Source organism: Streptomyces sp. NPDC021356 (assembly GCF_040641015.1).
Lineage (GTDB): Bacteria > Actinomycetota > Actinomycetes > Streptomycetales > Streptomycetaceae > Streptomyces.
The window spans coordinates 23499-42088 of the sequence record NZ_JBFACU010000050.1; the positions used below are offsets into that span (position 1 = coordinate 23499).

General features: G+C 73.5%; 19 protein-coding genes and 1 pseudogene. 9 read left to right on the plus strand and 11 right to left on the minus strand.

Going from position 1 to position 18590, the window contains the following annotated elements; translation table 11 throughout:
• Positions 1-161 precede the first annotated feature (161 nt).
• Positions 162-371: a hypothetical protein gene (locus AB0G56_RS38270; protein ID WP_360979680.1), complete on the minus strand. Its 210-nt coding sequence runs from the start codon at positions 369-371 to the stop codon at positions 162-164.
• Positions 372-601: 230 nt separating this feature from the next.
• Here AB0G56_RS38270 and AB0G56_RS38275 point away from each other — a divergent pair, with 230 nt between their 5' ends.
• Entirely contained in the window at positions 602-1420 is an 819-nt protein-coding gene (locus AB0G56_RS38275) for an SAM-dependent methyltransferase (RefSeq protein ID WP_360979683.1), read from the plus strand.
• 54 nt (positions 1421-1474) lie between these two features.
• Here the strand turns inward: AB0G56_RS38275 and AB0G56_RS38280 are convergent, their stop codons facing one another.
• Together AB0G56_RS38280 and AB0G56_RS38285 are read right to left on the minus strand one after the other, a co-directional pair.
• A complete protein-coding gene (locus tag AB0G56_RS38280) occupies positions 1475-2395 on the minus strand; it encodes a helix-turn-helix transcriptional regulator (protein WP_360979686.1) in 921 nt (306 codons plus the stop codon).
• 129 nt (positions 2396-2524) lie between these two features.
• A complete protein-coding gene (locus AB0G56_RS38285; RefSeq protein ID WP_360979689.1) occupies positions 2525-2758 on the minus strand; it encodes a DUF397 domain-containing protein in 234 nt (77 codons plus the stop codon).
• Between the two features lie 351 nt (positions 2759-3109).
• Here AB0G56_RS38285 and AB0G56_RS38290 point away from each other — a divergent pair, with 351 nt between their 5' ends.
• From AB0G56_RS38290 to AB0G56_RS38305, 4 genes and pseudogenes are all read left to right on the plus strand, one after another.
• The gene (locus tag AB0G56_RS38290) at positions 3110-3655 is read left to right on the plus strand and encodes a hypothetical protein (RefSeq protein WP_360979693.1); all 546 of its coding nucleotides are present in this window, start codon (positions 3110-3112) and stop codon (positions 3653-3655) included.
• Between the two features lie 71 nt (positions 3656-3726).
• Positions 3727-3975, plus strand: a pseudogene (locus tag AB0G56_RS38295) (ATP-binding cassette domain-containing protein); the annotation flags it as partial.
• A 25-nt stretch (positions 3976-4000) separates the two neighbouring features.
• Positions 4001-4165, plus strand: coding sequence for a hypothetical protein (locus AB0G56_RS38300; protein ID WP_360979734.1), 165 nt, complete (start codon positions 4001-4003; stop codon positions 4163-4165).
• A 558-nt stretch (positions 4166-4723) separates the two neighbouring features.
• Positions 4724-4981, plus strand: a complete 258-nt coding sequence (locus AB0G56_RS38305; RefSeq protein ID WP_360979696.1) for a DUF5133 domain-containing protein — start codon at positions 4724-4726, stop codon at positions 4979-4981.
• A 77-nt stretch (positions 4982-5058) separates the two neighbouring features.
• Here AB0G56_RS38305 and tgmB read toward each other — a convergent pair whose 3' ends face one another.
• The 3 genes from tgmB to AB0G56_RS38320 all read right to left on the minus strand — a co-directional run bounded on the left by tgmB (position 5059) and on the right by AB0G56_RS38320 (position 6694).
• Positions 5059-6015, minus strand: coding sequence for an ATP-grasp ribosomal peptide maturase (gene tgmB, locus AB0G56_RS38310; RefSeq protein ID WP_360979699.1), 957 nt, complete (start codon positions 6013-6015; stop codon positions 5059-5061).
• A gap of 15 nt (positions 6016-6030) precedes the next feature.
• Positions 6031-6222 carry a putative ATP-grasp-modified RiPP gene (gene tgmA, locus AB0G56_RS38315; protein ID WP_360979702.1) on the minus strand — a complete coding sequence of 64 codons (192 nt, stop codon included), beginning with the start codon at positions 6220-6222 and terminating at the stop codon, positions 6031-6033.
• A gap of 121 nt (positions 6223-6343) precedes the next feature.
• Positions 6344-6694 (minus strand): YkvA family protein, encoded by a 351-nt coding sequence (locus AB0G56_RS38320; RefSeq protein WP_360979705.1) that lies wholly within the window; start codon positions 6692-6694, stop codon positions 6344-6346.
• 170 nt (positions 6695-6864) lie between these two features.
• Between AB0G56_RS38320 and AB0G56_RS38325 the strand changes: the two genes are divergently transcribed.
• A complete protein-coding gene (locus AB0G56_RS38325) occupies positions 6865-7995 on the plus strand; it encodes a hypothetical protein (RefSeq protein WP_360979708.1) in 1131 nt (376 codons plus the stop codon).
• A 100-nt stretch (positions 7996-8095) separates the two neighbouring features.
• On the opposite strand, the gene AB0G56_RS38330 is transcribed toward AB0G56_RS38325, so the two are convergent.
• From AB0G56_RS38330 to AB0G56_RS38345, 4 genes are all read right to left on the minus strand, one after another.
• Positions 8096-10195, minus strand: a complete 2100-nt coding sequence (locus AB0G56_RS38330) for a xanthine dehydrogenase family protein molybdopterin-binding subunit (RefSeq protein WP_360979711.1) — start codon at positions 10193-10195, stop codon at positions 8096-8098.
• Between the two features lie 108 nt (positions 10196-10303).
• The gene (locus AB0G56_RS38335; RefSeq protein WP_360979714.1) at positions 10304-11296 is read right to left on the minus strand and encodes a xanthine dehydrogenase family protein subunit M; all 993 of its coding nucleotides are present in this window, start codon (positions 11294-11296) and stop codon (positions 10304-10306) included.
• Complete coding sequence (locus tag AB0G56_RS38340) at positions 11293-11832, minus strand: 2Fe-2S iron-sulfur cluster-binding protein (protein WP_360979717.1); 540 nt, start codon at positions 11830-11832, stop codon at positions 11293-11295. The genes AB0G56_RS38335 and AB0G56_RS38340 overlap by 4 nt, the downstream gene beginning before the upstream one ends.
• A 184-nt stretch (positions 11833-12016) precedes the next feature.
• Positions 12017-13222 carry a hypothetical protein gene (locus AB0G56_RS38345; RefSeq protein ID WP_360979720.1) on the minus strand — a complete coding sequence of 402 codons (1206 nt, stop codon included), beginning with the start codon at positions 13220-13222 and terminating at the stop codon, positions 12017-12019.
• Positions 13223-13655: 433 nt separating this feature from the next.
• On the opposite strand from AB0G56_RS38345, the gene AB0G56_RS38350 reads away from it, so the two are divergent.
• Positions 13656-13889 carry a chaplin gene (locus tag AB0G56_RS38350; RefSeq protein WP_360979723.1) on the plus strand — a complete coding sequence of 78 codons (234 nt, stop codon included), beginning with the start codon at positions 13656-13658 and terminating at the stop codon, positions 13887-13889.
• 107 nt (positions 13890-13996) lie between these two features.
• On the opposite strand, the gene AB0G56_RS38355 is transcribed toward AB0G56_RS38350, so the two are convergent.
• Positions 13997-15361: an FAD-dependent oxidoreductase gene (locus AB0G56_RS38355; RefSeq protein WP_360979726.1), complete on the minus strand. Its 1365-nt coding sequence runs from the start codon at positions 15359-15361 to the stop codon at positions 13997-13999.
• Positions 15362-15550: 189 nt separating this feature from the next.
• Between AB0G56_RS38355 and AB0G56_RS38360 the strand changes: the two genes are divergently transcribed.
• Positions 15551-16474: a DMT family transporter gene (locus AB0G56_RS38360; protein WP_360979728.1), complete on the plus strand. Its 924-nt coding sequence runs from the start codon at positions 15551-15553 to the stop codon at positions 16472-16474.
• Positions 16475-16812: 338 nt separating this feature from the next.
• On the plus strand, positions 16813-18471 hold the full coding sequence (locus AB0G56_RS38365) for a catalase (protein ID WP_360979731.1): 1659 nt from the start codon (positions 16813-16815) through the stop codon (positions 18469-18471).
• The last annotated feature ends 119 nt before the right edge of the window (positions 18472-18590 follow it).

Genomic DNA, 18590 nt, shown 5'->3' on the forward strand with positions numbered 1-18590 from the left:
AACGTCCGTTCCGGGCATCCGTGCCTGTGTCCGCGTCGAACATCGACCAGGACGACGACCGGGGCCCGCGCTGGGCCGGGCCTCGCCGAGGGTTTCACACAGGCCGGGCGCCGGGAGAGGCCCGCCCGGCGGGACGCCCGAAGCGGCGGCGCGGGCGCCGCTCAGGCCGCCTCCTCCTGCTCGGCCGGCTCCGCCGCCGGACCGGGCTGCCGCGCGCCGTCCCGCCGGCCGCCCGGGATCAGGCGCAGGTGCCTGCGGTGCCGGGTGGGCCGGTCACGGGCCGCGGCAGCGCCGGACATCCGGTCCTCGATCCGGTCCATGACCAGCAGGAGCCCACCCATGAGCGGCAGCAGCAGAACAGCGACGAGCACCACGACGCCTCCTTCTCCGACACGGGAGGCGGGTGCTCCGAACCGCGACGTCGATGGGCCCGACGACGTGAAGAATCTGTGAGGATCGGGCCGATCGGGACGATCGGACACCGGGTCGCGGGCCCTGCGATCAGCCGTGGACAGGTTCGGGCAAACACGGGTTCCCCAGGATGTACTCTCAGTCGAACCGGCCCAGTTGGCGCGGTGGATTCGGCGAATCTGGGGGATCGATGCCTACGGAGAACCAGCTGTCCACGAAGATCGACATGAACGTGCCGACCGCCGCCCGCATGTACGACCACTACCTCGGTGGCAAGGACAACTACACGGCGGACCGGGTGGCGTGCGAGGAACTGGACAAGGTCGTTCCCAGCACGCGCCGGCTCGCCCTGAACAACCGCCGCTTCCTGCAGCGGGCGGTCAGAACGCTCACGCAGGAGTACGGGATACGCCAGTACCTGGACCACGGGTCCGGCCTGCCCACCCAGGACAACGTCCACCAGGTCGCCCAGCGCATCGACCCCGGCACACACGTGGTCTACGTGGACAACGACCCGATGGTGCTGGTGCACGGCCGCGCCCTCCTGCAGCAGGACGAGCGCACCGCCGTCATCCACGCCGACATGCGGGACACCGACCAGATCCTCGCCCACGAGGACACGCGGCGGCTGATCGACTTCTCCCAGCCGGTGGCCGTGCTGTTCAACTCGGTGTTCCACTGCATCCCGGACAGTGACACCGACGGCCCGCTCGCGGTGGTCGAGCGGGTCCGTGAGCGGCTGGTACCCGGCAGCATCATGCTGATGTGCCAACTGGTCAGCGAAGACCCCGAGGTGCGGACGTTCGTCACCGACTTCATGGCCCAGGCCACCCAGGGTCACTGGGGCCGGGTGCGTGAGGAGAAGGACGTCGCCGAGTGGTTCGGGGGTCTGGAGATCCTCGAACCGGGCCTGGTCGAGGTCTCGACCTGGCGCCCCGACACCGAGGTGGCGCCGCGTCAGCTCACGCACGAGTGGGTGGAGTTCGGTGGGATAGGCGTCGTCCGGTAGCGGACGTCGTCCGGTAGCGGACCGGCGCCGCGTCCATGTCCGCGTGCGTCCCGGTCAGGGCGCCGGGTAGCGCTCGTCCATGGTCCTGTGCAGCAGCGCCATGGACTCCAGGGGCGTCAGCGCCTCGTCGGCCAGCCGGTCCAGGGAGATCCGGTACTCCTCGGTCTCGTCCCGGTCCTCCAGGAAGTTGGCGCTCCTGATGTGTTCGAGGTAGACGACGTCCGGCAGGTCCAGTCCGCCGAAGCGCAGGTAGGTGACGGGTATCGCGGGCGCCGACGCGTTCGTCACGTCCAGCGGCACGATCTGCAGGGTCACGTGCGGCAGCCGGGCCAGCTCCACCAGGCGGTCGAGCTGTTCCCGCATGGTCTCGCGGCTGCCGAGCACGCGCAGCAGCACCGACTCGTCCATGATCGCCCACACCTGCGGCGCGTCCTCGCGCGTGAGCAACTCCGTGCGTCGCGTCCGCAGTTCGACGCGGCGGCGCACTTCGCTCGCGGAGGCGGTCGGCAGACCGCGCTCCACCACCGCCCGCGCGTACGCCTGGGTCTGCAGCAGTCCGGGCACGTACTGGATCTCGAAGGTGCGGATCGCGGTCGCGGCTTCCTGAAGACCGACGAGGCGGTCGAACCACTCGGGCATCAGCCGCTTGTCGTAGCGCTGCCACCAGCCGGGTTCCCCGGCCCGCTGCAGCAGCTTCAGCAGCACCGAGGACTCGTAGTCGTCGGTGCCGTACAGCCCCAGCAGAGCGCGGACGTCGCCCTCTGTGGGAGGCCGGCGGCCCTTGCCCGACTCGATGCGCGAGAGTTTCGCGGTGCTGAAGCCGAGCCCGCGGGCCGCCTGCTCCTGGGACATCCCGGCGTCCTCGCGGAAACCGGCCAGTTGGACGCCGACCAGCATCTTCAGCAGAGTCGGCGCCGGCTCGGAACGGTCGAGATAGGGTTCCAGGCGGGAGAGGCGATGCGGCTCGGCGGACATCCTGACTCCCCAGTGGACCGGCAGACTTGAGACTTACACTATCGCACCGGCCCGCTGCGGAGGGCATCCGTCCGAGCACGTATCGGCAACTCGCCAACTCCCCTCCGCTTCAGCGTGGATGGGCGCGGATCACCACAGAAGGTGGTCGAACTCCCCGTCCTTGGCGCCCGCCAGGAAGGCAGCCACCTCGGCCGGGGTGTAGACCAGGGCGGGGCCGTCGGGATCGCGGGAGTTGCGCACCGCGATGCCTCCGCCGGTCAGCGCGGCGACTTCCACGCAGTTCCCCTCGGCGTTGCTGTGCCTGCTCTTGACCCAGCGGGCGTCCAACGAACTGGCCCGCACTCCGTTCGGCACTGGTGGCACCGCAGTCTCCTCGCTGTTCCCGGTTCCGTCGCAAGCTGTGCGCGGAGCGCCGTCGGGTTCCGGCGGCGTCCCTTCCGGATCCTTCCCTCTTCCGCGCACTTTCACGAGAAATTTCGCGTGCAATTGCACGCGGACGCTGACAGCGTGGATAATAGCCGGAGCGTCAACCCCCGGGTCAGCGCGCCTCGGTGACGTCGTCTCAGGGAGCGGCCATGTCCTCACCTGCGAGCCTCCCGCTCAGCACGCCGGGCGCGAGTACCGCTGTCGCCCCCGGGGCCGTGGAGCCGCCGACGCGCCCGCCCCGCTGAAGGACCCTCCCCCCATACGACCGCCGCGGAAAGGCCCGACGCCATGCGCACCGCACCGACGGAGCAGCCGAGCACACAGCGCACCGACCGCGCGACCCCCACGACCGGCGTGGCCGCCACCACGCCCCTCTCCGCACTCGGGCAGGTGCCCTGGAGCGACATCAGGGACTCCACCGGCTCCGCGGCCGGCGTCCCCCAGCTGCTCCGCAGGATGGCCGGGGGCGACGCCGACGCCGCCCGCGCCGCCCTGGACGACCTGCGCAGGCGTATCTGCCAGTACGGCTTCGTGGTGGAGCAGGCGACCGCCGCCGCCGTTCCGTTCCTGTGGGAGCTGGCCCAGACCCCGCAGGTGACCTGCCGGCCGCAGATCATCCAGCTGCTCAGGAACATCGCCGGCGCCCGCCAGTGGGAGAGCGTGGCGGCCGTCTACCCCAAACTCCTCAACCACCGGGAGAACCCGGTGGTGTGGGAGCGGCGGGCGCGGCAGGCGGTCCGCGCCCGGTCCGGTGCCCTGAGCACGCTGCTCGCGGACCAGGACGGGGAGATCACCCGGGCCACCACGGAACTGGCCGACGCGCTCGCCGAATGAAGGGTGTCTCCTGACACGGCGCCCTCACCTTCGACCGCGCCGGCCTCGCCCACGACGACGGGCGCCCGGCGGTGCGCGACTTCACCCTCGCCGTCGCACCGGGGGAGACCCTCGCCCTCGTCTGCGCCTCGGGCGCCGGCAGGTCCACCCTGCTCGACCCGGTCATCGGCTTGTCACGTCCCGCCACGGGCCGACTGCTGCTCGACGGCGCCGAGATGAGCACGCTCGACCTGCGCACCTATCGCCGCTTCGTCTCCGTCGTGCCCCGGGGGCCGGTCCTGTTCGACGGCGCGATCCGGGAGAACGTCGCCTTGGCTCTCCGGAGGTCAGCCGCAGCGGTTGGCCATGGCGGACGGCCGGATCGAGGAGATCGGCACCCACGGCGAACTCCTGCCCCACGGCGGGGATCACACGGTGCCGGACAGCGGCCAGGCCGCCCGACGCGAGGCGTGCGGGAACCGGGTGTCCGCCCTGGTTGCCCCTGCCTCCGCCGCGTACGGCCGGATCTGATCGGCCCGAATCACGCCACGCGCCCGAAGGATCCGCTACCGGTCCCCCCTCGAGGCCGCAAGCCCTCCGCCCGGAACCGCTCCTGACGCCCTGTTCTCCGGTGTGTCCGGTGCGCGCCGCTCGCCCAATCTTGGCCGTAGGCCGGAAAAGCACCTATATTGCCTCTACCTTGCCGGGCCGTGCGGCGCCGTGTCGCCGTGGACGGGGGCTGTCCGCGCAGGTGCGGCCGAGTGTGCGGCGGAGGCCCCGGTGAGCGTCACCCAGCGAATCGAGCGCGGCACGTGCCGCTTCGAGGATCCCGAATCGTTCTTCCCCCTCGGGGAAGGCGTCCTGTCACTGCGCCGGATACGCGGGGCCCGCGCGGTGTGCCACCGGCGCCCGTGCGCGCCCCAGGGCCGGGGACGGTGGCCGGTGACGGCCAGCGGGCCCCGCCGTCGATCCACGGGTGATCCACCGGAAATCGACTGAATCTGGTCAATCATGTCTCGCGAGGTGGTCGGCATGCATGGCACGGCGTGCCTGGGGCATACGCAGCAAAAATCGAGAGAGGGGCGCTCCGTGCTGGTTCCGGACCCGAAGATCGTCAGGACGTTGCTGACTCGGTACGCATCACTGAAGATCGCGCAGGCGGAGAGGGAGCGGGCCGAGACGGCTCGGGAGCTGGAGGACGTGAGCTACACGCTGTGCGTCATGATGGGCACCACCAGCGTCCACGACGCGATCGTCCGGGCGGACGCGCTGCTGCTGGCCACCGGCCGGGCGGCGGACGTCGCCACGGACGCGGACGGCGACAGCGGGCTGTCCCTGGCCGTCTGAACTCCCCGGACACGGGGGTGGGGACGCCTGCGGTACGTCCTGGCACTGCGTGCCGACACGCGAGGCGGTCACGTAGGTCACGATTCGGCCACGGACGTCCCCGGGCGGGCCAGCCACTCGGCGATCGCACGGGCGATCGGCTGGTCGGTCTCCACCTCGACGAACCCGAACTGCCCGGACTGGTTGCACTCCAGGAACCACCACACGCCGTCGGCGTCCTCCGCGAAGTCGAAAGCGCCGTAGGCCAGTTCCGCCTCCTGGAGATAGCGCCGAACGGCCGCGGCCGTACGCGCGGGCACCTCGACCGGCCGCCAGGGCGTCCTGGCCGAGGCGAAGCGGACGTCGACCTCGTCCGGGTCCGCGTCCGCGGGGGTCGCCTTGCGCGCGGCCAGCAGCGCGTCCCCTACGGCGGTGAGGCGGATGTCGGCCCGCTTGGCGACGCGCCGCTGCAGCAGGGTGGGGCCGAAGGCGACCGCCGCGAAGTCCGCGTCCGGGGCCACCCGGCTGGTCGGCACCGCTCGCGGCGGCTCCTGCGGATGCGCGCCGGAGACCGGCTTGACCACCAGGTCCGGGAAGCGCGCGGCGAACTCCCGGGCGGCCTGTGGGAAGGTGGTGATCAGCGTCGCGGGCACCGGCAGCCCGCAGCGCTGGGCGAGCCGCAACTGCCAGGGCTTCACCCGGGCACGGCGCGCCGCGTCGGGGTGGTTCATCCACCGCGCCCCGCTGCCGCGCAGCATGCCGTACAGCGCCTGGGCCGCCTCCTCGGTGAGCCAGGCCGACGGCTGCGGCGCACGGGCCGCCGGCGCGCCGGGCCTGCGCACCCAGACGGAGCGCAGCCCGCTCAGGCCCACCAGCCGTCCCGCGCACGACAGATGGCCGTGGAAGGAGCCGTGCACGTACTCGCCCGAGAGCGCGGCGCCCGCGGTCAGGTCGGCCGGATCGAGCCGGACCACCGGGACCGAGGAGGCGTTCAGGTGGACCACCACCATGTCCGCCGTCACATCCTCCTCGCCCGTGAGGATCAGAACGGTCATCGTCGCCGACCGTGTTCAGTCGTCGAAATGCGTCTTGGAGCCCGCCGTCGAGGTGGTGGTGCCCAGCTCCCTCAGCAGTGCCTGGTCGCACGCGGCGATCCTGCCGTCGGGCAGCACGTTCAACTGGAGTCCGGAGTCGTAGACGTACGGCGTACCGGCCTCCCACTCCACGGCCGGACGTGCGTAGTTGAGCGCGAACGGTTGCATCGTCTCTCCCCTGTCGGTGCAGCCGCGATCAAGCGGTGGTCATCCTTGCGGTGTCGCTTGGCCCGCTGACTTTGTTTCGGGTTCCGGAGACTTATACGAATCGAACGGGTGAATGGTTTCCTTACGGACCGTAATCATGGGCGTCCGGCAGCCCCCGCGAGCCCGAACGCCCCGCTCGGCGCCCCGGCAGGACCCCGCGCAGATCGGCACCGCCGGCCGCGCCGTGCAGCGTGCGCAGCGCCAGGAGCAGGACACCGATGTCGTCGAGGTACACCGGATCGGGCACCAGGTCGACCGGCAGCACCAGGTAGAGGACGGCGCCCCAGAAAACCCAGCGAGGGCCCGTCGGCAGTCCGGCGCGGCGCAGCGCGCGCCGGGCGCGCACCAGGCGTACGAGCACGGCGACGGCCCCGGCGAGCACGGCGCCCGCGAGGACGGCGGTGACCAGGATCACCGTCGTGGTGGAGTCCACCGTTCCTGTCTCCCTCCTCCTCGTCCCGGGGCGCGCGTCCCGGGACGCCGTCACTCCCGTGCCGCGCCCGGGTGGCGCCGCTTCGCAGTCCGCTCTAGTAATGGTCAGGGTAAGTCGCGTGCCGCACCTCGGGGGCACAGGAGCGGCCGCATGCCTGCCATGGAGCCCAGATGACCACCCGCTCTTCACCACCCCAGCCGAACCCGTCCGTCATCGCCTTCACCGAGGAGATCCACCGGGCCGCTCCGCCCGGCGGGATTCCCGGCGGCGGTGGGACGGACGGTGCGGACGGCGAGCCCGCCCATCGCCCGGTCCGCTACGCCGTGGGCGGCCGGCCCCTGGAGGAGGTCGTCCGGCTCGTCACCCTCCTGGAGAAGTCCCCGCACTACGCCGACACGGCCGGGCGGGTGCTGCGCGCCGCCGCCCTGGACCGCCCGGTGGAGGACGTCGCCCGGCTGGTCGCCGAGCTGACCCGGCCACCGCGGCCGGCCGAGAGCGCCGACGCCACGATCCGCGCCGCCGTCGAGCACCGCGACCTCGACGAGGTCACCCGCCTGGTGGCGCTGCTGCACGAGGCACCGCAGCAGCCGCACTGCGCCCGGGAGGCCGTCCGGGCGGCGGTCGGCGCCCGCACCGCAGAGGAACTGGCGGACCTCATCGGCGGCCTGACCCGCAAGAGCGCCCTCGCGCCCGCCCTCGCCTTCGAACAGCCGTACGCGGAAGCCGCCGCCACCGACGCGGAAGCACCGCCCGGCCGCCCGGGCGGCCCCCTCGACGCCGCTGCCGAGTGCCCCGTCGGCTTCGAGGCGGCCGGCCTGCCGGTCCCACGGGACGACGACGGCGAACGAGCCCACCCGCGGCTCGTGTTCTGGCCCGGCTGGGTCGCGGCGGCGGCTCTCGTGGTGTGCGGCGCGGCCCACTTCCCGCTGCGCCGCGACGGCACGTCCGCCCTCGCCCACGGCGCCGCCCTCGCGGTGTCGGGCCTGTGCGGCGCCCTGGCGCTCGCGCTGGTCCTGCGCGCCGGGGTGGCGGTCCTGGTCGCGGGTTCGGTGGTGCCGGCGGCGCTGGCCGCGCTCGGCTACGTCGAGGGCAGGTTCGCCCCGGCCGCCCTGTCCCGGGCCCTCGCCGTCACGGTGGCTCCGCCGTCGAGCGCCGGGCTCACCGCCGTGTGCGCCGCGCTGGCCTCGCTCGCGGCCCTGGCCCTGCTGCTGATGGTGCAGGTGGCCGAACGGCACCCGGGGCCAGGCCCCGAGGCACCGGCGTCGCTGCCCGAGGCATCGGCACCCCAGCCCGAGGCCTGACCACCGGCCGCACCGGCGCCCGTGGGAGGAACCCGGCTATACCGGCGCCTGCGGGACGAACCGGGGCACTCCGCACGGGGTGTCCCGGAAGGGCCGTGCGTCAGCCCGCCAGGCCGCCGAGCACCTTGTCCGGGGTCAGCGGCAGTTCACGGAAACGCACCCCGGTCGCGTGGTGGACGGCGTTGCCGACGGCGGCGGCGGTGCCCACGATGCCGATCTCGCCGATCCCCTTGCTCCCCATCGGGTTGAGCCGGGTGTCGGTCTCCTCGATCCAGTGCGCCTCCACCGCGGGCACGTCGGCGTGCGCCGGAACGTGGTAGGACGCCAGGTCCGACTCGACGAAATCGCCGAACACCGGGTCCATGGTGCTGCCCTCGGTCAGCGCCATGCCGAGCCCCATGGTCATCCCGCCGATGAACTGCGAGCGCGCGGTACGGGCGTTGAGGATCCGGCCCGCCGCGAAGACGCCGAGCAGCCGGCGCACCCGGACCTCGCCCGTCACGGTGTCGACGGTGACCTCGGCGAAGTGCGCCCCGAAGGCGTGGCGCGCGTAGGAGCTCTCCGCGTCGGCCTGCCCGGTGGTGTCCGCGCGGACGCTGAGCCCCGACCCGGGCGGGGGCCCCGCGTGGTCGGCCAGGCGCGCCGCCAGCCGGGTGCACGCCTCGTGCACGGCCCAGCCCCACGACGCGGTCCCCGAGGATCCGCCGGCCAGGGACGCGGGCGGCAGGTCGCTGTCGCCCACCTCCATGCGCACCGACTCCAGCGGCACGCCGAGCGCGTCCGCCGCCACCTGCGCGAGGACCGTCCGGGCCCCGGTGCCGATGTCGGTGGCGTTGATCCCCACCACGAACGTCCCGTCGGGCAGTGTCCGCGCCTGCGCGGCGGAGGGCTGCACGTACACCGGGTAGGTGGCCGCGGCCACGCCCGTGCCGACCAGCAGGGGGCCTTCCCGGCGCGACCCGGGCCGCGGGTCGCGCCGCTGCCAGCCGAAGCGCCGGGCGCCCTCGCGCAGGCACTCCACGAGGTGCCTGCTGCTGAACGGTCTGCCGCTGTCCGGCTCCCGGTCCGGCTCGTTGCGCACCCGCAGTTCCACCGGGTCCATGCCGAGCGCGTCGGCCAGTTCGTCCATGGCGGACTCCAGCGCGTACATGCCGGGCGCCTCGCCGGGCGCGCGCATCCAGGAGGGGGAGGGCACGTCCAGGGGCACCACCCGGTGTGTGGTGAGGCTCTGCGGCGCGGCGTACATGACGCGGGCGGGCACCGCGGCCTGCTCCACGAACTCCGTGATGCGCGAGGTCCAGGTGGTGGCCACATGGGTGAGGGACGTCAGGCGGCCGTCGGAGTCGGCCCCCAGGCGAAGCCGGTTCAGGGTGGGCGCGCGGTGGCCGACGACAGCGGGCATGAACCGGCGCGGCAGCGCCACGGTGACCGGCCGTCCGGTCACCTGCGCGGCCATCACGGCGAGCACCACGTCGGGGCGCGCGGTGCCCTTGGAGCCGAAGCCCCCGCCCACGTGGTCGGCGACGACGGTGATCCGCTCCTCGGACATCTCGAACAGCTGGGCGAGCGTGTCACGTACGGCCGTGCCGCCCTGGCTGGATGTGTACACGATCAGACGGTCGCCGTCCCAGTGGGCCGTGCTGCTGTGCGGCTCCATCGGGTGGTTGTGCAGCGGCGGCACGCGGTAGGTGACGTCGATCCGGACGGAGGAGGAGGCGAACGCGCTCTCGGGGTGGCCGTGTTCGCGGCGGCCCGGGAAGCCGCCGTTCGCGGTCTCCGGCTCGTAGACCCCCGGGTGGTTCTCCGTCAGCCTGACGTCGGGGTCCTCCGCCTCGTAGCCGACACGGACCGCCGCCGCGGCGGCGCGGGCCGCCTCCGGCGACTCGGCCACGGCGAGCGCGACGAACCAGCCGCGGTGCGGCACCCCGGGTCCTTGCAGCACGGCGAGCGCGGCGTCCTCCGGTTCGGCGATCTTGGGCGCGTTCTCGGGGGTGAGGACCGCCAGGACGCCGGGCAGGGCCAGGGCGGCCGCGGCGTCGACCGACGTCACCCGGCCCCGGGCGACCGCCGCCGGCACGGGCCAGGCGTGGACACGCCCCGGCAGCGGGTGCTCGGCGGCGTAGCGGGCACCGCCGGTGACCTTCAGGCGCCCTTCGCGGCGCTCGACGGGAGCGCCCAGCGCGGTACCGGTGCCGGCCATGGAGTCCTCCTGTGACAAGACGGTCGGGGCTGATGGGTGACAGGTGACGGGTGATGGCTGGGCTGACGGCTGACGGCTGACGGGCGGCGGGTGCCCGTCCCGGCGGAGTCAGACCGCGGCGGGTGCGGCGAGCCGGGTCAGGACGTCCACGGCGAGGTTGCGGGCCAGCGGCACCTTGTAGGCGTTGTCGCGCAGGGGCCGGGCCGCGGCGAGTTCCCGGTCCACCGCGTCCGCGAACGCCCCGGCGGTGGCCGGGCCGCCCCGCAGCGCCTCCTCGGCGCGGGTGGCCCGCCAGGGCCGGTGGGCCAGCGCCCCGAAGGCGATCCCCGCGTACGCCACGGTGCCCTCCGACACCCGCAGCACCACCGCGACCGACGCCAGGGCGAACGCGTACGACGCCCGGTCGCGGGCCTTGCGGTACGCCGAGGGCAGCCCGGCGGTGGCCGCCGGGAGCACCACGGAGGTGATCAGCTCGCCGGGGCGGATCTCGGTGTCCCGCTCCGGATGCTCCCCGGGCAGCCGGTGGAACTCCGACGCCGGGACACTGCGAGCGCCCTCCCGCCCGTACAGTTCCACCGTCGCGTCCAGGGCGGCCAGCGCCACGGCCATGTCCGACGGGTTGGTGGCGATGCACCGCTCGGAGTACCCGAGCACCGCGTGGTCGCGGTGCACGCTCTCCAGGGCCCCGCAGCCGCTGCCGGGCTCCCGCTTGTTGCAGGGCTTGGACAGGTCCTGGAAGTACGGGCAGCGGGTGCGCTGCAACAGGTTGCCGCCGGTCGTGGCCGCGTTGCGCAGCTGGCCGGAGGCGCCCGCGAGCAGCGCCTGGGACAGCGCCGGCCAGCGGTCCCGGACCAGGGGGTGCGCCGCCAGGTCGCTGTTGCGCACGGTGGCGCCCACCCGCAGCGAACCGTCGGGCAGCTCCTCGACCGCGTCCAGCGGCAGCCGGGAGACGTCGACCAGGAAGTCCGGCCGCTCCACGCCCAGCTTCATCAGGTCGACCAGGTTGGTGCCGCCGCCGAGATAGCGGGCGCCGGGGTGCGCGGCGAACGCCTCCGCCGCCTCGTCCACACTGCCCGCGCGTACGTAGCCGAAGGGTTTCACGGGGCGATGTCCTCCACGGCCTCGACGATGCGCGGATAGGCGCCGCAACGGCACAGGTTGCCGCTCATCCGCTCCCGGATCTCCCGCGCGTCCAGCGCGACGGGGCGGCCGGAGGGCGCGGCAGGGTCGGTGACGTGGGACGGATGGCCCGCCGCGGCCTCGGCCAGGGCACCGACGGCGGAGCAGAGCTGCCCCGGCGTGCAGTACCCGCACTGGAAGGCGTCCCGGTCCAGGAACGCCCGTTGCAGCGGGTGCAGTTCCTCGCCGTCGCCCGCCAGCCCTTCGACGGTCGTCACCTCGCAGCCGTCCAGGGCGACGGCGAGCAGCAGGCAGCTGTTCGTCCGGCGCCCGTCGACGAGGACCGTGCAGGCCCCGCACTGGCCGTGGTCGCAGCCCTTCTTCGCCCCGGTGAGGTCGAGATCCTCGCGCAGGACGTCCAGCAGGACCCGGCGGTGGTCCAGTTCGAGGGTGTGGGGCTTGCCGTTGACCCGGAGCGTCGTTCCGGAACGGTGCCCGGTGTGTTGGTCGCTGCCCATGACGTGACCTTCCGGACGGGCGTGGCGCGGGCGCGCGGTGCGGACGGCCGTGATGCCGTGCACCCCGCGTATCCAGACTGCGGCACCTGACACGTCCCGGCACCCCGGGCCGCGCCCGGCGCGGCGCCCGACCGGCCGCGCTCGACCGACCGCCCTCCCCTCCCGAGCCGGGCAGGGCGGGGGATCAGCTTCCGGCCGGATCCGAGGGCGGTCCGTTCTCCGGTCCGTTCTCCGGTCCGCTCTCCGGCGCGGGCGCGGACTCCCGCGCGGACTCCGCCGTGGCGTCCGGGCGGCGCGTCACGGCGCTGCCCCGGAGCCGTTCGAGGCCGCGCGCCAGGTGCTGGAAGGGTGAGCGGCCCGACGGACCGGACGGCTTGCGGCCGGGCAGCGCACCCTGCCCGGCCGACTCGCGGTAGACCGCAAGAGCCTCGTTGGCACGCTCGGCCGCGTCCCGGTACAGGTCCCGGGACTTCGTCATCGCGTCCAGGGCCTCCGCGTACATGGCCACCAGCTCGCGCGCGTGGGCGAGCTGCTCCTCCAGAGTCATCAGGTGCCACTGCTCACGCAGCGCGGCCAGCGCCTGGTCGCCGCCGTCCGGCAGCGGCCTGGGCAGCGCGTCGAAACGCCGGACGGCGTCCAGCACCTCCGTCGGTTCGTTGCCGTCCAGGAAGACGCTGCGCACGGAGAACCGCTCCGCGTCGTAACCGGGGGGCTCCGCAGAGCCGGGCAGGACGACGGCGCCGCCGCGCGGCACCCGCGCCCCGTAGTCGTCCAGCACCCAGTTGACGGCCCGCAGTCGCTGCGGGGCGGCGCGGTGCTCGACGACCCGGTGCCGCAGCCCCTCGGGCAGCAGGCGCACCAGCGCCGACCGGCCGCGCTCGTCCGGGGTCATGGCCTCGTGCACGACGACGTGGACGCACCAGGTGTCGCGCACCGCGTGCCGCAGGACGCGTCGCAGCTCCTTGTCGTCCTCGGGCAGCGGGTTGACGTTCCCGAGCCGCAGCCCGGTGACGGCCTCGTGGTCCCAGCCGCCGGGGCCGGGCTCGCTCGGCCAGAACATGGACACGGGGGAGGGCCAGCGCGGTTCCCACGGCTGCTCCGCCTCCGCCACCAGCACCCACTGCTGTCCCTCGGCGGCGCCGCGCAGCGGCGTGAGCGCGAGGCGCGCCCGCACGGTCACCTCGCCGGGGGCGAGCCAGCGGGCCTCGAAGACGTGCTCGCGGGAGCGGTCGACGTCGTCCGGCTCGGCGTGGCTGTGCAGGACGTCGTCGGCCTTGAGCTTCTCCAGGCGGCGCCGGACGGCGTCCGCCGCGGCAGGACCGGGATGGCGGCCGCGGGCGGTCCACACGGTGGCCGGTGCCGCGGGGCGGGAGGCGGGAGAGTTCGACATGGGCCAATCTGCGGGCGGGGACGGCGTTCGTCCCCCAGTATCACCGCTCCGGATCATGATCGGTGCGGGGGGTCCCGCCACCGGCGCGGCGCGGACGGCCTGCCCGCCCCCGCTGCGCCCTCCGCGACCGGCTTCGCGGGAGGTCAGCGCGACCGCGCGCGGCCGGCCCCGCTGCCGCCCGGCGGCGCCGGGGACGGCCGCGGTGCCCGCGGCGGGCGGCGAAGCCTCGTTGACGCGCCGGTAGGACAGTGAGACGTCCCTACGAGCGCCATGAGGCGCCCCCCGTACGGCGGTGGCGCCGCGCCCCGTTCGGCTCAACCCGCACCCGGGGAGGCTGACATGGCTACTCCGTTCGGCCGCCGCCTCCTGCCCCGGGCCGCCGGAGGCCCTCACTGTGGAGGGCACGTACCACTTCGAACGACAGGAGTTCTCCATGAGGATCCGAATGACGGCTGCCGCGGTCCTGGCGGGCGCGGCCCTGATGACGTGCGCGGGCACCGCCGCCGCCGACGCCGGCGCGGAAGGCGTCGCGGCCAACAGCCCGGGTGTGCTCTCGGGCAATGTCATCCAGGTCCCCATCGACCTCGACCTGAACGTGTGCGGCAACTCGATCAACGTGGTCGGCCTGCTCAACCCCGCCGCCGGGAACGCCTGCGCGAACAAGTAGGGGCGCCTGCGGCAACGGGCCCCTCCGGGCGGCGAACGACGCACGAGCCGTGCCACCGCGAAGGCGGCACGGCTCGTGCGTGTCCTCTGTCCGCGGGCCCGCGGTCCTTACGCGCCGCTCGCCTTCAGCATGTCCTCACGCTCGACGATCTTCACGCGCTCCCGGCCCTGCGGCTCGCCCAGGGCCTTCTCCGCGGCGTCGAGGCGGTACCAGCCCTCCCAGGTGGTGAACCGGACCTCGCGCTCGGCGAGGAAGGCGTCGACGGCCTCAGGGTCGGGGGAGGCCGGGGTGTGCAGCCGGCCGGCCGCGTGGTCGGCCAGCAGGTTGGCGACCGTCTCGTTGGCGTCGCCCTTGGTGTGGCCGATCAGCCCCACCGGGCCACGCCGGATCCAGCCGGTGACGTACGCCGACTGCACGTGCTCGCCCGTCTCGCCGATGATCCGGCCGCCCTCGTCGGGGACGGTGCCCGAGTCGTCGTCCCAGGGCAGCTTCGGCAGCCGGTCGGAGAGGTAGCCCACGGCCCGGTAGACGGCCGTGACGTTCCAGTCCTTGAAGGTGCCGGTGCCCTTGACGTTGCCGGTGCCGTCCAGCTCGGTGCGCTCGGTGCGCAGGCCGGTCACCCTGCCGTCCTCGCCGAGGATCTCCGCCGGGGACTCGAAGAAGTGCAGGAACAGCTTGTGCGGCCGGTCGCCGACGTCGCGGATCGCCCAGTTCTCCAGCGTCTTGGCGACCATGTCGGCCTGCTTGTTGCCGCGCCGGGTGGCGATGGAGCCCTCGTCGTAGTCGATGTCCTCGGGGTCGACGACGACCTCGATGTTGGGGGAGTGGTCCAGCTCGCGCAGCTCCATCGGGCTGAACTTCGCCTGCGCCGGGCCACGGCGGCCGAACACGTGGATCTCCAGCGCCTTGTTGGCCTTCAGGCCCTCGTACACGTTCGGCGGGATCTCCGTGGGCAGCAGTTCGTCGGCGGTCTTGGCCAGGATCCGCGCCACGTCGAGGGCCACGTTGCCGACGCCGAGGACGGCGACCTTCTCCGCCTCCAGGGGCCAGGTGCGCGGCACGTCCGGGTGCCCGTCGTACCAGGAGACGAAGTCGGCCGCGCCGTAAGAGCCGTCCAGTTCGATGCCGGGCACGGACAGCGCCCGGTCGGCCGTGGCGCCGGTGGAGAAGATCACCGCGTCGTAGAAGGCGCGCAGGTCGTCCAGGCTGATGTCGCCGGGGTAGTCGACGTTGCCGAACAGGCGTATCTGCGGCTTGTCCAGCACCTGGTGGAGGGCCGTGACGATGCCCTTGATCCGGGGGTGGTCGGGGGCGACGCCGTAGCGGATCAGGCCGAACGGCGCCGGCATCCGCTCGAAGAGGTCGATGGACACGCCCGGCTCGGCGGCCACGCCGGACTTGAGCAGGGCGTCGGCGGCGTAGATACCGGCGGGGCCGGCTCCGACGATGGCTACCCGCAGGGGGCGCGGCATGATCAGGTTCCCTTCGAGCGGTGAACGTACGACTCGTCGGCAACCCTAAGCTAAGGCAAGCCTAAGTGGGTACGCGGGTCCGGCCTATGAGGTCATAAGGCGCTCTTATGACAAGTCCAAGAGGTCGTGATGACCGCGCGTCGGGTGCCGCGGCAGGACGGGACGCCGTCCGTCGGGCATGGTGGACCTGTGATCGGGCTGGCCGTGTTCTTCGCCGTCCTGGGCGCCGCGAGCAACGCCGTGGGCACCGCCTTCCAGCGGAAGGCCGCCTCCACCGTGCCCACCGGCGGCGGTCTGCGCCTGGTGCTCGCCCTGGCGCGGCGGCCGGTGTGGCTCGCGGGCATCTGCGGAGTCATCGCCTCCGCCATGTTCCAGGCGCTCGCGCTCGTCAACGGGCCGATGGCGCTCGTCCAGCCGCTGTTCATCATGGAACTGCCCTTCGCCCTGCTCATCGCCGGCACTCTCATGCACCGGCGCCTGCCCGCCGCGGGCTGGTGGGCCGTCGCGGCAGTGGTCGGGGGTCTCGCGCTCGTCCTCGTCTCGGCCTCGCCCTCCGGCTCCCACGACCAGGCACCCATGGTGCGCTGGGTCCCCGCCTTGATCGTCTGCCTCGGCGCGATGGCGGGGGCGGTGGTCCTGGCCCGGGCCCGGCGCTCCCCGCTGCTGCGGGCCGCCGTCCTGGCCGCCGCCGCGGCCATCGGCAACGCGCTGACCGCCGCCATGCTCAAGTCGGCCAGCGGCATCCTGGACGCCGACGGCTTCGTCGCCTTCCTGACCACCTGGCAGACCTACGGGTTCGCCGTCGTCGGAGTCAGTTCGCTGCTGCTCCTGGAGAACGCGCTGCAGGCCGGTTCGCTGGCGGCCTCGCAGCCGGCGCTGACCATCGGCGACGCGACGGTGAGCCTGCTGCTGGGCGTCACCCTGTTCGGCGAGCACATCCGCACGGGGGTGTGGCTCCTGCCGGAACTCGCGGGGGCCGGGCTCATCGTCTGGGGCGTCCTGCGGCTGATCCGCGTCGTCCCGCACGCCCAGCAGACCCTGGCCGGCGAGACCCGCTCCGGCGACACCGTCGGCACGGCCGGCCGCGGCGCCCCGGGCCACGCGGACGGCTGACGCCGCAAGGAACACCGACGGCCGGCCTCGAACGGAGGCGGCGCCGCATGCGGCTGAACGGGCCGGAGCCGCGCAGGCCTGCCGGGGCCGCCTCCGACGGGGCGTGCCGCCTCCGACGGGCCGCGCCGCCTCCAACGGGCCGCGCCGCGTCGAACGGGCTAACCCCGGCCGTGAGGTGGACACAACGGTGCGAAGGTGGGCGTACCCGCGTGGGTGCGGGCCGGGCCGGGCACGCGCCGGCGTGCGGCCGGGCCGCCGCCCGCTGTGCCGGACGGCGATCCCGGGCACAGCCCGCCGAGCGACGCGGGGCCGAGTCGACGTCGAAGGAGTCCACGGGCATGACGGACGCAGCCAGCGCGGGGCCCGCCCCGGGCGACGACCGGAAGGTCCTCACCAACCGGCAGGGCCATCCGGTCTACGACAACCAGAACCAGCGGACCGTCGGTGCCCGGGGCCCGGCGACGCTGGAGAACTACCAGTTCCTGGAGAAGATCAGCCACTTCGACCGCGAGCGCATCCCGGAGCGGGTCGTGCACGCGCGGGGCGTGACCGCGTACGGCTACTTCGAGGCGTACGGCGCCTGGGGCGACGAGCCCATCGGCCGCTACACGCGGGCCCGACTCTTCCAGGAGCGCGGCAAGCGCACCGACGTCGCCGTGCGCTTCTCCACCGTGATCGGCGGCCGGGACTCCTCCGAGACCGCCCGCGACCCGCGCGGCTTCGCGGTCAAGTTCTACACCGAGGACGGCAACTGGGACCTCGTCGGCAACAACCTCGGCGTCTTCTTCATCCGGGACGCCATCAAGTTCCCCGACGTCATCCACGCCCTCAAGCCCGACCCGGTGACCTTCGAGCAGCAGCCCCGGCGGATCTTCGACTTCATGTCGCAGACCCCCGAGTCCATGCACATGCTGGTCAACGTCTTCAGCCCGCGCGGCATCCCCGCCGACTACCGCCACATGCAGGGCTTCGGCGTCAACACCTACAAGTGGGTCAACGACGACGGCCGCACGGTCCTGGTGAAGTACCACTGGATGCCCAAGCAGGGCGTGCGCAGCATGACCGAGGAGGACGCGGCCAACGTCCAGGCGGACTCCCTCGGCCACGCGACCAAGGACCTGTACGAGGCGGTCGGGCGCGGCGAGTACCCCGAGTGGGAGTTGCTGGTCCAGATGATGGACGACCACGACCACCCGGAGCTGGACTTCGATCCGCTGGACGACACCAAGACCTGGCCCGAGCAGGACTTCCCGCCCCGGGCCGTGGGCCGGATGGTGCTCGACCGGATGCCCCAGGACTTCTTCGCCGAGAACGAGCAGATCTCCTTCGGCACCGGCGTCCTCGTCGACGGCCTGGACTTCTCCGACGACAAGATGCTCGTCGGGCGCACCTTCTCCTACAGCGACACCCAGCGCTACCGGGTCGGCCCGAACTACCTCCAGCTCCCGGTCAACCAGCCGAAGAACGCCCCCGTGCGCACCAACCAGCGCGACGGCCAGATGACGTACCACATCGACGGCGGCGGGGTGAACCCCATCGTCACCTACGAGCCGTCGATCACCGGCGGCCTGCCCGAGGCGACCTATCCCGCGCACGAGGAACAGGGGCCGGAGATCCGCGGCCGGCTGACCCGCGCGCGCATCCCGCGCGCCAACGACTACCTTCAGGCCGGTCAGCGCTACCTGCTGATGGAGCAGTGGGAGCGCGACGACCTCGTGAAGAACTTCGTCGGCCAGCTGTCCCAGTGCGACCGGCCGGTGCAGGAGCGCATGGTGTGGCACTTCCTGCTGGTCGAGAACGAGCTGGGGCTGAAGGTCGGCGAGGGGCTGGGCATCTCGCCGCAGGACGTGGCGGCCCTGGGGCCGCTGGCGGGCCAGGACCTCACGGATGAGGACCGCAAGCGGCTGTCCGACCTGGGCAAGAACCCGCCGCGCGACGTCGAGGGCCTGACCATGACCCACTGCGTCCCCGACGAGCGGCACGCCGTGACCCGCTGACACGACCAGGGGCCGGGGGGGGGGGCCCCCCCCCCCCCCCGGGGGGGCCGGGCCCCGCCCCCCGGGCGGGGGGGGGCGCCCCGGCCCCCCCGGGGCCGGGCACCCGCACCAAGCCCCCG